The sequence below is a fragment of the Psychrilyobacter sp. genome (assembly GCF_049671765.1).
Lineage (GTDB): Bacteria > Fusobacteriota > Fusobacteriia > Fusobacteriales > Fusobacteriaceae > Psychrilyobacter.
This window is the reverse complement of the sequence record NZ_JBATVM010000190.1, coordinates 1-14,388: the sequence shown is the minus strand read 5'-3', so window position 1 is coordinate 14,388 and position 14,388 is coordinate 1. Positions and strand designations below refer to the sequence as shown.

Sequence of the window (14,388 nt, the reverse complement as noted above, 5' to 3'; positions counted from 1 at the left end):
TTTTTTTAGTATTTACATTTTTCTACAAAACTATATATATTCCTTTTTTCTTATTTTTTTTCTTCTACTATCTCTGAAAGTTCCTCATCAATAAGTTCTTCTAGATTTCTTTTTACCTTAATTGTAGAAACTACATGTTCTGTTTCTTCTACTCTCATGATTTTTACACCTTGAGTTGCTCTTCCAATTAAAGATATATCCTCTACTGGAGTTCTTATTACAACTCCATTTGAAGTGATAGCCAATAGTTCTTCATCATCGGTTACAGATTTAACATCTACAACTTTTCCATTTCTAGCACTTACTCTGATATTAATTACACCTTTTCCACCTCTAGATTGACTAGTGTAACCAGTTATTCTGGTTCTTTTTCCATATCCATTTTCAGTTATAGTAAGGATCTTAGCATCTTCACGTTCTACTATTACTCCTGATACTACTTTATCTTCTGGACGTAGAGTAATTCCTTTTACTCCAGTAGCTGATCTTCCCATAGATCTTACATTATCTTGTGGGAATTTTATAGAATATCCTAATCTTGTAGCCACGAATACTTCACTTTTTTTAGAATCTACTAATCCAACAAATATAAGATCATCATCATCTTTTAAGTTTATAGCACGTAGACCAGATTTGTTGATATTCTTAAATTGACTTAGGTTAGTTTTCTTCACTATACCATTTCTAGTTAGGAAGAATACTTCATGTTCTTCAGAAAAATCTCTAACTTTTATTATAGATCTTACCTTCTCATCTTCTCCTAAATTAATCATATTTTCTATTAATTTACCTCTAGCCTGTTTAGAAAATTCAGGAATTTCATATACTTTTAAGCTATATACCTTTCCACTATCTGTATAGATCATCATGGTATCTAGGTTAGAAGCAGCATACATATTTTCTACGAAGTCACCCTCGACTGTATTTTGACTACTTACGCCCTTTCCGCCTCTTTTTTGAGCTTTATACTTATCTTGACTTATTCTCTTTACATAACCTTTGTTAGTCAGAGTTACGATTACTTTTTCATCCGAAATTAAATCCTCTATATTGATATCTAATCTAGATTCCTCTATTTGAGTTCTTCTTTCATCAGAATAGTTTTCTTTAAGTTCTTCTAATTCCTCAGTTATTATTTCATAAACTTTATCTTTATTGTTTAAAATATAGTTTAATTCCTCTATTACATGTACTAAAGCCATGTATTCAGTTTCTATTTTATCTCTTTCTAAACCAGTTAATCTTTGTAATTTCATGTCTAAGATCGATCTAGCTTGAGCTTCACTAAATGAATAATCTATTTTTAAAGTTTCTTTTGCTACATTAGCATCTTTTGATCCTCTAACTATCTTGATTATCTCTCCAATGTTGTCTAAAGCTATTCTGAATCCCTCTAAAATATGAGATCTTTTCTGAGCTTTTTCTAATTCAAACTTCGTTCTTCTAGTTATTACATCAAATCTATGATTGATATAATGGTCTAAAATTTCTTTCAACTTTAATACTTTTGGTACGTTATCCACTAAAGCTAACATAATAATTCCAAATGTATTTTGTAATTCAGTATATTTATATAATTTATTTAAGATTAATTCAGGTTCTTCTCCCCTCTTAGTCTCTATTACTACTCTTATACCATTTCTATCAGATTCATCTCTAAGGTCAGTTATTCCTGTAATTTTTTTCTCTCTTACAAGGTTAGCGATCTTTTCTATCATCCTAGCTTTATTTACTTGAAATGGTACTTCATTAATTATTATCGAGCTCTTCCCATTTTGGTGCTCTTCAATTTTCACCTTCCCTCTTACTCTTACCCTACCTCTACCAGTAGTATAAGCATCATATATTCCTTTTTTCCCATCGATTATTCCACCGGTTGGAAAGTCAGGTCCACTTATATATTCGATTAGATCTCTTGAAGTTATCCTAGTCGCTCCTCCTAAGATCTCTGAAATCACCTTTTTTATCTCTCTAAAAGTAGTTAGTGATAGTTCTTTTGGTATCTCTGTATAGTTTTCATCTTCCAAAGTTTCTTCCCTAGCTTCTCTTTCTTTTTGAAGTTTAAGGTTTAGTGCATCATTTTCTTCTATTGACTTATCTATAACAGCCTTTATCTTTTCAACTGCATTCAATAATTTGTTTTCATCTGTTACATCACCTTTTGAAATCATCTTTTCTATTCTTTCAAAAGCTATCTCTGCATCGATTTTTTCTGTAGAATTAATGATTAATTCCTTTATTTTTTCAAATCCTTCTACTATCTCAGCTTTTTTACCCTTTATTTCTAACCTGTTATTTATAACAGCTAAAATTCCATCTACTAATTCTCCTAAGTTATGAGGAGGTATGTTTGTTGCCATTCCTACTGCGATACCAGTTGCTCCATTTAATAGTAAATTAGGTAGTTTTGCAGGTAATACAATAGGTTCATCCAATGAATCATCAAAGTTTTTTCTGTAATCTATAGTATTTTTATCTAAATCTACTAATAATTCTTTTGTGATTTTAGCCATTCTTGCTTCTGTATATCTCATGGCTGCTGCCGAATCTCCATCTATCGATCCAAAGTTTCCATGTCCATCTATTAATTCATATCTATAGTTAAAATCTTGAGCCATTCTAACCATTGTATTATAAACAGCCGAATCTCCATGTGGATGATACTTACCCAGTACTTCACCGACGATTCTAGCTGATTTTTTATGTGCTTTATCACTCGTCATACCTAGTTCGTTCATAGCAAACAAAATCCTTCTATGAACTGGTTTTAATCCATCTTTTACATCTGGTAATGCTCTACTTACAATTACACTCATAGAGTAGTCCAAATATGATTCTTTCATCTCTTGTTCTATATATCTAGTTATTATATTTGACATCTAATCCTCCTGATAAATTCATTCTTAAATAACCCTCTCTAAGTCTCTCTATTAAATTAATATGGAGACTTCCAAGCTCTTTCATTGATTTCTCTTATTTTAATATCTACAACTTTGAGAAATCATAAGAAGGAGGAGTTAAATATCCAAGTTTTTTACGAATTCGGCTCCTTCTTCGATAAATTTCTTTCTAGGTTCCACCTTGTCACCCATTAATTTATCAAATAACTTATCCGCTTCTACAGCATCATCTATACTTACTTGTAATAATGTTCTTGTATCTGGATCCATTGTTGTTTCCCATAATTGATCTGGATTCATTTCTCCTAACCCTTTGTATCTTTGAAGGGTAAATCTTCTATTTTCTGCATTAAGTAGATCGGTTGCACTCTTCATCTGTTTATCTGTATAAGCATACTGTACCGATCTACCAGCTGTTATCTTAAATAACGGCGGTTGAGCAATATATATATTTCCATTAGTTACTAGATCATGCATGTATCTAAACAAGAATGTTAATATTAAAGTTCTGATATGAGCCCCATCTACATCGGCATCGGTCATGATTATGATCTTATGATATCTTAATTTTTCAAGATTCATTTCATCATTCATTCCAGCACCAAATGCTGTAATCATAGCCCTTACTTCTGTATTTTCTAAAGCTCTATGCAATCCAGCTTTTTCTACATTTAGTATCTTTCCACGAAGTGGTAAGATAGCTTGAGTGTGTCTGTCTCTTCCTTGCTTTGCTGATCCTCCTGCTGAGTCTCCCTCTACTATATATACTTCAGATTCTTCAGGTTTTTTAGATGAACAGTCTGCAAGTTTACCTGGTAATGATCCAACTTCTAAAGCTGATTTTCTCATTACTAATTCTCTTGCTTTTTTAGCTGCTTCCCTTGCTTTTTTAGACATCAAAATTTTCTCAATTACGTTCCTTGCATCTGCAGGAGTATCTTCTAAATGCATTTTTAAATATTTACCAACAATTCCAGAAACTATACTAGTAACTTCTGAACTTCCTAATTTAGTCTTAGTCTGTCCTTCAAATTGTGGATCTGGTACCTTTAGAGATAAAATTGCAGTCATACCCTCTCTGATATCACTTCCCTGTAAGTTACCGTCTCTTTCTTTTATGAGTCCCATAGTTTTAGCTACATCATTTACTACACGAGTAAGAGCAGTTCTAAATCCACTTACATGGGTTCCTCCTTCATGGGTATGTATATTATTAACAAATGAGAATATACTTTCTCTTTGTTTTACTGTATAAGTCATAGCAATCTCTACGATTACTCCTTCAGCCTCTCCTTTCATGTAGATAGGCTCTTTTATTAATTTTTCATTTCCTTCTTCTATCTCTGCCAAGAAATCAATTATACCACCATCAAATTTTAATATTTCCTCTACTTTTTCTTCTTTTCTAGAGTCAGTAAGTACAATCTCTAAACCTTTATTTAAATAAGCTAATTCTTTTAATCTATTTTCTAGAGTTTCAAAACTATAAACCAAAGTTTCAAATATTTCATCATCAGCTTTAAAAACTATTCTAGTACCAGTTTCCTTAGTTTTACCTATTGTTTCTACATCAAACATAGGTTTTCCTCTTTCCAATCTTTGGTGGAAAATTTGTCCATCTGTTTTCACATAAACTTCCATCCATTCAGAAAGAGCATTTACTACTGAAATACCTACTCCGTGAAGTCCACCTGATACTTTATAATTGTCATTTTCAAACTTACCACCAGCATGTAGAACTGTCAATACTATCTCTAGTGCTGATTTTCCATGTTTAGGATGTATTCCAGTAGGGATACCTCTTCCATTATCAATTACTTCAATTACATTGTCTTCTAACACATTTATAATTATCTTGTTACAGTACCCTGCCAAGGCTTCATCTACTGAGTTATCCACAACTTCCCATACAAGATGGTGTAATCCTCTTTCAGATGTAGAACCAATATACATTCCCGGTCTTTTTCTAACAGCTTCCAGTCCTTCTAAAACCGTTATGTCTTCCGCTTTATAATTATTACTCATCTAACTTACCCTCCTAAATCTTATTTCTTTAACAATTGTATAAATTCTTCTGCTCTTTTTTCTATATGTTCATCCTTTAATTCACCTAAATCTATAGTAAAATATAGTTTAGATAATTCAAAGGCTATATCATCTTTTCTGTTTTTCAAATAGATATCTATATCTTTTTTTATCTTGGATAGTTTTTTTAACTTTATTCTATTATATTCTTTCTCTGTTAAATCTTCTATCACCTTTACAGCTTGGGAATATTTCAGCATCTTCCTATTTTTAAATGCTTTCATAAGAGTTTCTTCTAATTTTAAAACCTCTTTATTTGTGCATATAGCACACATAGATTCAGGAGAACTATAATACACCCCACACTTACACTGTTTATACCCATGAAGTTTTAAATATTTTTTTCGTTTGTATGATTTTTCCAAAACAATTTTTGTCTGTTTTTTTATAAAGTCATCTTTAATTTCTTTAAGTTCCACTTCTATCTGTAGATATTCTTCAGCAGTTAAGGTCACGCTGTCCAAATCTATTGAATCATTTTTTGGTGTTTCTTTTAAAAAATAATCTTTCGTGTCTTTTTTTCCAATTTTAAAAATTATTTCACTTACATAATTGCCACCTAAAAATTCATTGGTTTTCTTTATGATAGACTGCTTTTGAAAATTCATCTGCTGAATCCAAATAGAATTTTCTACTCCTACAAAAAGTTTTCCATTCTTCAAGAAAATAACAAAACTTTTTTTAGAGAGTTCCCCTACTATCTTGTCCCACTCTGATTTTAAAATACCTTCCTTTAGGAGCCGGCTTTTAGTTATAGCTACGTCCATAAGATCACTTACATCTACTAGATTTTTAACCATCTATCTCACCTCTGTGTACATGAAATCTTTTCGCTTCTATCTCTAGATCTGAAGTAGAACTAATAAATAATTGTATCTCTCTTTTCTGAAAATATTTCAATATATTTTCTTTTCTTATAGAGTCAAAATAAGATGATATATCATCTATTATAAAGACAGGTGTTTCTTTTTTTTCCTTGATTATCATATCTATTTCAGATATTTTCAAGGCAAATACTATGGATTTTTTCTCCCCTTGAGATGAATAAGATTTAGCCTCTTTATTGTCTAACAAAAAGATAAAGTCATCTCTTTGGGGACCAATCAAGGAATATCCATACCTTAATTCACGATCCTTAACTTGTTCATAACTTTTCTTGATTTTTCCCTCTATCTCCTCCAAAGTAGGAGCTCTTAACTCTCCTAAAAAAGATTTATAGCCTAAGGTCAGCTCTTTTTCTCCATCAAATAATTTTCGATAGTTTAAAGATAACAGCCTCGAAACATTTTTTACATAATCAATCCTTTTTTTTACTACTAATGATGCATATTTTATAAACTCCAAATTATAAATCTCAAACATTGAATCTTTGGTATTTCTGTCTTTTAGATATTTGTTTCTAAATTTTAATAGTTTGGATACCGACTTCAAATAAAGATAGTACTCTGGATCTGCTTGAGCTATCTCATAATCAAAAAACGATCTCCTCACACTAGGTGACCCAATAATAAGCTCTATATCTTCTGGTATAAAAGATATAATATTTAATTTACCTAAAAATTCATCATACTTAACAGATTTTCTATTATAGGAATATATCTTTTTTTTATCTCCTACTTTTACCGACATGGATTTCAACGCTATCCTATCTTCATAGTTAACAAAAGCTCCCATCTTATGGTGACCATATTTTATCATTTCCTTGTTTTTACTAGTTCGAAAACTCTTGCCCGTAACCGTAAAATAAATAGCCTCTAATATACTAGTTTTTCCTTGGCCATTTTTCCCTAAAAACAAGTTAAATCTACGATCAAATTCCAAGTGTTCATCATCTAAGTTTCTAAAATTGATCATATTCATATCTAGGATTTGCATCTAAACACCTCTTACGCTATTACTTCTATCTCTTTACCATCAAATTCTACAATATCTCCTACACGGATCTTCTTTCCTCTTCTCGTTTCAATCTCACCATTTACTTTTACCATCTCTTCGGTAATTATATGTTTTGCATCTGATCCACTACTTACTACATTGGCCCACTTCAGTAATTGATCTAATTTAATAAATTCCGTTGTAATTTGTATTTTTTCCATTTTTTACCTCCAAATTTATTGAAATTTTTCTAAACCAACTTAATCGCTGTCCCTCTAAAAAGAATTTTAAAGTAAGGATTAATTTTAATAAAATTTAGATCTTCTATTCAATATAATTATACATTATATTTTATCACATTCCCCCTTTATTATCAATTAAAACGGGTTCTTAACAAACTATCTTAATCCCATCATTAAAAAGTTGTTTAACGTTCCTTATTTGACAGATTAGAGGGCTCAGAAATAAAAAAACAGAACTTAAAAGTCCTGTTTTTTTATTTCACTATTTTTTTATAAAAATTTTATCTCTCATAGGATTTTTTATATCCAATACAAAGTCTTTAAATTCTTTGTAATTTTCTTTTTTTACTATTCCAACAGGGATATAGATCTCTCTAGTTATATTTATAATATTTTTATCTTGTTTCGAAATAAATTTATATTTTGCTGTTTTCTCTCCTATCTTAAACTCTCTTAGAATATTTAGTTCATTGATAAATTTTGAAGTCGCTAATATTTTTTTATTCTGACTAAGATCTACAACAAACTCTTCTTTTGTAGATACCTCATTGTATATTTGATAGTCATAATTTCTCTTATCTAAAGATACCTTTAGGTTGATCTCTGTAGGAAAAATTGTAAAATATAAATATTTATCTTGATCTATCACTAAATTATCAACTTTTAAACTCAATGACATCTTCACGGGTTTATTATAATCCATAAAATCACTAAATTTTGCTTTTCCAACTATTGTCATTGATGAAGTCCCAATTTCTTGATCTAAAATATTTTTCCGTAATGCTGGTAATATTCCTCCATAAGATCTTATAAAAGATTCACTTTGCCCTTTAAATTCAAAGTTTAGATTGATTTTTGCATCTCCATCTTTTAACTTATAAAAATAATCTATATTTTTTTTATAATCATTTTTTTTATCATAAACCTGAGGCAGATAGTTATTTTTTTTAGATATATAGTTTATTTTTTCATCCAGTGTATCTAGATAATTATATCGACTATTTAACAGAACTATCCTTCCCTCAACATAGGTTCCTATATTAGCTATAGAGTAATTTATAGGATATTTTTTCTGTAAAGGAGAACTTTCAGCATATGAATCTAATATAATCACAGGATAGACATCATTAATATTTTGTGCCTTTAGCAAACCTACAAATAATGCATTCAAATCGATTACAGAACCGTATTTTTGATAGATAATTCGATCTAATTTTAGAGGTTTAAAATCTGCTTGAGTCAAATATATTTTTTTTGTAGTAAAGTTATTTATCACATATGAATATATACTAGCTATCTTATCTGATTTTTTTTGAGTATCTCCAACTATTTTATTAGAAAATTCCTTGACTTCAGTGCTAATTTCTATATTTTCCATAGATTGTATTTTTTCTTTAGAAAAATCTGCCCAATCTTTATAAAAAGAATACACAACTTTATTTACATCCAATAATAAATTCTGGGGCATTGCTTCCTCCCATTTTAAAACTTTTGTATTCTTTGAACTAAAAGTTAAGATATTTCTATCATTTAAAACTTTCTTATTCTCAACTATATTATCCCCTATAACTTCATAATTCAAATTCATAGATCTTGGATAATCTATCACAATAGTTTTTTTCAAAGATGGAAGCTCATTATCAAAAATATCATTTCCACTTAGCGGATAACTATATTTAGTTTTAATAGTATAATCAATTACAATATATGTCCCTGGTTCTACTTGAGGAAAATTAATTATTCTATTTTTATTGCGAACATATGAAGGCGAGTATATTGCCAGTTGATCATCCTGTTCAATGCTTTGATTTTTAGGTATTAAAATTTTTTTATAGTCTTTTGTTACTGTATACATATCTCCTAAAATCAACACCTCTTTAGTAGGATCATAATTTATAACTATATCTGATAATTTTTTCTTTCCTTCATAATTAATTATTTTACTAATGTAAAAACGATGAACTTTACTACTTCCATCCTTATTAACTATTATTTTTTTACTCTTTATCAAATCTACCGCTCCTAATTCAGCATATTCCTTAGGAATTTTATCGTTATCTTTAATAACATCTATAACTTCATTAAATTTATATCCCACCTTATCCAAATTTTTACTATTGCCTAACTTAGGTTTTATACATCCTGTAAAAATTATGGCTGTTAAAGTTATATATATAAACAATTTTATTTTATTTTTCATCTGTTTCCACCTCTTTTATCAAGAATAAATTGTTATTATTCGAAAGTTCCCCTATCTCTTTTTTTATGTCTTGATATTTTTCTTTAGGAAAATGAATCTTTGAACTTTCTAAATAATAAGTGGTATTCAATGTATTGTTTTTTACTTTAGAAGTAAATATAGTTTTAAATCCAGCATAGTTTATGTTTTTCGGTTTTGGTATGGAGATATCTGAGATATCCTCTGAAAACTCTAAATGATAGTTTACTATAAAACTTGTCGGTGAATTTAGTTTGAAATCATATTTTCTATCTGCTAATGAAAATGGATATGAGATTGATCCCTCATACATAAAATGAATACCAGGATCAGCACCACTAAATGGGATATATATATAATCATTGATCTTTTTACCATATTTAGGTATTTCAATATCAGCTTTTATAGTATATTTAGAATCCATATCTTGGGGATCGGCAGTCACAATATTTGTCGTTATTATACTGGGATTGACTTTGTTTATCAATCTAGTTATCAGTTTATCTAGATCATACTTATTCATATTCATAGATGTTCTTCTTAATTCACCATCAGCTATCCCTGAAAATGTAAATTTAATAGTCCCTACAGCATTATAGTCCTTGTCAATATTTAGATCTATAGTTGCACTGGAGTTATTTTCTATAGCCGGTGACATGGGAGTACTCCTCAGTGTATCACCATCTTTACGGGCTATTAAGTAGGAATTATCCTCCTCATATTTAGGTAAAAAATCCTTAGTGGTTTCGTCTGTTGGATCCAATATGTGCAATGGCTCACCATTTTCATCATAGGCCATTGTTATAGCATGATTAAACCAAGTAACAGGTACCTTAGGGTTAAGCCTTGACCCTGCACTTATAAGAATTACATCTGATTTTACCCCCGCTTCATTAAGCATAGCACTAAGAAGAGCTGCTTTATCCCTACATATTCCTCCTCTAGTTTTAAATGTATAAGATATGTCATGAGGCTCCAAACCAGGTCTATTCTTTTCACCATCTACTCCTAAATACCTAATGTTTCTAGCAACCCAATAAAAAATATTTTCTATTTTTTCCTCTCTTGTTTTCGTATCTTTAGTTAATTCTTTAACTTTCTCTTTGATATTCTCATTCATGATAAGATGAGGTGTTACCAGATCGTAATACCATTTTGATATATACTCCCAGTTTGGTATAGTTGTATATTTTATATGGTTTAAAGAAAATGCAAAATTTTCCATATTAGGTTCTAAGGTTACCAATGAATTATCCCTTATATTCCATTCATATATCTGTTTATCCTCTACTACAGTTCTTTTTTTCTCATATTTAAATCCCGTTTTATTCAATTCATGAACATACAGTTTTATATTCTTGGGTAATATAATTTTTTCATAATTATTTATAAATTTAGCAGTACTTTCCAAAGTAATCACCCCCGAAAAATGTCCTTTTATCCTTGCTTTCTTTATAGTTTGAACAACTTTTGTATAGATTATATCCCCTATTTCCAGATTTGGTAAGGTTCCAGATAAAGTTTTATCTTGAGTTGTATATATGTTTTGCTCTTGAGAAGCCCCATTTGTTTTTTCTTCCAATATTTTTTTAGAATCCAATTTAATTTTTTTTCCATTTGCTTTAATTAGCTCTATAGTAGTTATATCTAAACTACTATAATTGGCATTATAATCATAAGAAAGCGAATTATTTTTTTTAGAAGTCGTATTCAAAACCTTTTTATAAGTTTCCGTAGTTTCAGTTCCTTCACCTAACTCATTCATTCGTGTCAATGAATTAACTATATAAACCTCGTTATATTCCTTATAATCTTGTGCTACTATTGGCGATAAAATTTTAATAGCTTGATTTTTAGGGATATAAGCGGAAAAACTTATCGATGAAAACCATATTGTTAATAATAATATAAACTTTTTAACCATTTCTATTTCCTCCTTTTTTTAATACCATTTATTTTATGACAGGTTCTATTTCTGTACGATAAGTATATAATAAAACATCAAAATTTATAATAAAATTATTAAATAGTTAAATATTGGAAAAAATAAAGGTTAAAAAATTCAAAATAAAAGTAGAATCCGAAGATCCTACTTTTATTTTAACTATTTTTATTTCTTATTAACTCTTCTTTTCTCCACGAACTAAGGCTCCTTTAGTTTTAGGAGAACTATTATAACCTTTTTCTTCTACTGCTTGGACTTTTATAAAACCAGCATTCTCTAACATCTTCAGAAAAACCTTTTCTGATACAGCTCCTCCCTCTCATTGAAACCAACTATCGACTCTATCTTTGTGTTCTTTAATCTCTTTTCCTATAAACAATTGATCTACAACCATTAATTTTCCATATGGTTTTAAAACTCTATATAGTTCTTTTAATAACAACTCTTTATTTGGAACCAAATTAAAAACACTATTAGATATTATTGTGTCAAAGGTGTTATCTGCAAATATTAATTTTTCATCCTCATATAAAATTAGACTAGTATTCTCTAGACCTAACTTATTTATATTTGCCTTGGCTTTTTCCAACATCTCAGAAACAATATCTAATCCAACTACCTTCCCTTGATCTCCTACTAATTTAGAAGCAAAAATAAGATCAACTCCTGCTCCACAGCCAAAATCCAAAACGCTTTCTCCAGCATTTATATCTCCCAATAAAAATGGATTTCCTGTCCCACAATAACTATCAGCTATTGTTTCGGGAAGTTGTCCCAATATTTTTTCATCATATTTCAAATATTCCAATGCTTTTCGTCCTGTAGTATATCTAAATTGCCCTACAGGATTAAGTGCAACTTTAGAATATTTTTTTTCGATATCTCTTCGTATCTTAGTCTTATCATCTGTTGAAAAAACATTTTCCATTTTTTTACCTCCACCAAATATTCATTCTCTAATTAAAGTATAATATTAATTTTTTCTTCTATCAAGGTTATCTCTAAAATTTAGAAATAAATAAAAATAAGCTCATTTTTATTTTTTAATCCATCCTCAAAGATTTTTAATTTTCTCTCATCCTAAAACCCATAAATTTTTTTATCATCTTTTCCCGCCTATTTTACTATGATCTCTAATTAACAAATTAATCACAACATAGAGAAATATATAAAACGAGATTAAGCCTTTGTTTTTATTAGGTTTTTTACTTAACAAAATGCCCTTTTGTTAATTAGAAATACGAGTTTTTATATTTTCTCAATTAACGATAAAAAATTTCCAAAGAGGATATCAGAGGAATGACAGGAAAAGTAGGTTTTATGCAAAAAACAACAGTAACAGTAAAAGAAGAAGAAAAAAACAAAAAATTTATCAGAATGGTTAGTTAAGTTGGAATTTAAAATGTTTATGACTGAAATAGTTTATATAGTATATTAAAAATAAAAAGTAGAGATAAAATTAGAGTAATAGATTATATATTTCTGTACTAGGTTAGATGTGGTACAGAAATAGGACACTTCTAAATAAATGCCGATTGGAACGGATAAACGTAATGATTATAATGATATTATAATCATATATCTATAATGACACATCATTACATGTTATGTAAAGCTTAAAAAATTTCTTTTATAGAACACAATTATATGATATACTTACCTCATAAGCTCAACTTCCTTTTTATATCCATGATAAAATGTAATGTGTAATTACATTAAATGAGATAAAAAAAAAGGACAGAATTCCAAAGAATAAAGACCTTTTCAATTAATTCTTAAAAAGAGTACTGGTAATACTGTTTTTAATGTTTTTTCTACAAGTATATAATAATGTAATAATATACTTGTTTTAGATATTATATATATATTGTAATTAATATGAGTGAATTTGTCAACTAAAAAACGACTTATCCATCATAATTTAACCAATAAATTTTTAATTGAAAATAGTTCTTTAGGCTTTGTAAAATTTAGCTTAAAGGGGGAATAGATGGATAAGATTTATCGTATTTTAACGAATAAAGATTTTACAGATAAGATTTATAATATTTTGATGAATAAAGATTTTACAGATAAGATTTTTAAAATTTCATTATTGGTTTTGGTTTATTTGATACTAAAGTTAGTCATGGACAAAACCGTGGGATAATCGCAAACAGAATAAAAAAAGTATTTTAAAAAAAAGACACTAAATTAATGGTGTCTTTTTAAGCTTAATTTTATTGACTTCCTTTATGAAACTTACAAAACACATATTTTGGAACTTTCATCTTTGAAATAAACATATAAATTTAATGTATATCTAAAATTTCATAAGACGATTTTATTTTTAAATGTTCAACTTTAAATGTTTTTGTTTGAGCTAATGAATTTTTATATTCTGCAAACCACACTCCAAACGATAATATTAATATTACAACGGCTATAACGCTAATGAATTTGATAAATAAACCTTTATTAAGTTTATTTACCATACAAAATATGAGAGTTACTAAACCTGAAATAACTATAAATAAAGCTATATTAATTATAAGTACATAAGATAATCTATCCCAGTAAGGAATATCTTTTATTGAACTGAACATGCTAAAATTAATGGATATTAAAGAAAATATAGAAATAAAGGTTCCCATAAAAGTTAATATATTGTTATACATCTGATTTTCTATTGTTTCAAGCTTTTTTTCCATTGGTTTGAGTTCTTGTTCCATTGTTTCAAGCTTTTTTTCCATTGTTTCGAATTTTTGATTTTGTTTTTCTATCTTTTCTATTTGAGCGTGTTGAATTTTTCTTTTTTCTTCAGCAAATTCAGATACTATAATTGAATCAGAACAAACAAAATCAGAACAAACAGAACCAAAGACATAATTATCTTTATATTTTCCTATAATTTCTTTATCTAATAAATTTTGTATATTTATATTTACTTCATTTTTTTCATATCCAAAAAAATTAATAATATCTTTTTTTACAAGAATAGTTTTATTTCCTTCTGATTTTAGTCCTGCTGCTTCCGCATATAAGAGATAAAAAATTTGGTGAACTTTTAAAAGTTTTTGATATGCATATATATAATAACCATATTTTTTTATAATTTTATTTGTGTTCTCTACACCACTAAAC

The 14,388-nt window shown here is 28.5% G+C and carries 10 protein-coding genes; 1 reads left to right on the top strand and 9 read right to left on the bottom strand.

Going from position 1 to position 14,388, the window contains the following annotated elements:
• Window positions 1-50: 50 nt before the first annotated feature.
• From WBG30_RS09430 to WBG30_RS09395, 8 genes are all read right to left on the bottom strand, one after another.
• The gene (locus tag WBG30_RS09430; protein WP_424504403.1) at window positions 51-2,879 is read right to left on the bottom strand and encodes a DNA gyrase subunit A; all 2,829 of its coding nucleotides are present in this window, start codon (window positions 2,877-2,879) and stop codon (window positions 51-53) included.
• A gap of 138 nt (window positions 2,880-3,017) precedes the next feature.
• Entirely contained in the window at window positions 3,018-4,925 is a 1,908-nt protein-coding gene (gene gyrB / locus WBG30_RS09425) for a DNA topoisomerase (ATP-hydrolyzing) subunit B (protein WP_424504402.1), read from the bottom strand.
• A 20-nt stretch (window positions 4,926-4,945) separates the two neighbouring features.
• The gene (locus WBG30_RS09420) at window positions 4,946-5,785 is read right to left on the bottom strand and encodes a DUF721 domain-containing protein (RefSeq protein WP_424504401.1); all 840 of its coding nucleotides are present in this window, start codon (window positions 5,783-5,785) and stop codon (window positions 4,946-4,948) included.
• On the bottom strand, window positions 5,778-6,860 hold the full coding sequence (recF, locus tag WBG30_RS09415) for a DNA replication/repair protein RecF (protein ID WP_424504400.1): 1,083 nt from the start codon (window positions 6,858-6,860) through the stop codon (window positions 5,778-5,780). The genes WBG30_RS09420 and recF overlap by 8 nt, the downstream gene beginning before the upstream one ends.
• A gap of 11 nt (window positions 6,861-6,871) precedes the next feature.
• Window positions 6,872-7,081 (bottom strand): S4 domain-containing protein YaaA, encoded by a 210-nt coding sequence (gene yaaA, locus WBG30_RS09410; RefSeq protein WP_424504399.1) that lies wholly within the window; start codon window positions 7,079-7,081, stop codon window positions 6,872-6,874.
• Between the two features lie 283 nt (window positions 7,082-7,364).
• A complete protein-coding gene (locus WBG30_RS09405) occupies window positions 7,365-9,302 on the bottom strand; it encodes a DUF3857 domain-containing protein (RefSeq protein WP_424504398.1) in 1,938 nt (645 codons plus the stop codon).
• Window positions 9,292-11,244, bottom strand: a complete 1,953-nt coding sequence (locus tag WBG30_RS09400) for a DUF3857 domain-containing transglutaminase family protein (protein ID WP_424504397.1) — start codon at window positions 11,242-11,244, stop codon at window positions 9,292-9,294. Before WBG30_RS09400 ends, WBG30_RS09405 begins: the two co-directional genes overlap by 11 nt.
• 196 nt (window positions 11,245-11,440) lie before the next feature.
• Entirely contained in the window at window positions 11,441-12,193 is a 753-nt protein-coding gene (locus tag WBG30_RS09395) for a methyltransferase domain-containing protein (RefSeq protein WP_424504396.1), read from the bottom strand.
• A gap of 1,062 nt (window positions 12,194-13,255) precedes the next feature.
• On the opposite strand from WBG30_RS09395, the gene WBG30_RS09390 reads away from it, so the two are divergent.
• Complete coding sequence (locus WBG30_RS09390) at window positions 13,256-13,414, top strand: hypothetical protein (protein WP_424504395.1); 159 nt, start codon at window positions 13,256-13,258, stop codon at window positions 13,412-13,414.
• Between the two features lie 142 nt (window positions 13,415-13,556).
• Here WBG30_RS09390 and WBG30_RS09385 read toward each other — a convergent pair.
• Window positions 13,557-14,388: hypothetical protein (locus WBG30_RS09385; RefSeq protein ID WP_424504394.1), on the bottom strand; the 832-nt coding region annotated here is incomplete at its 5' end.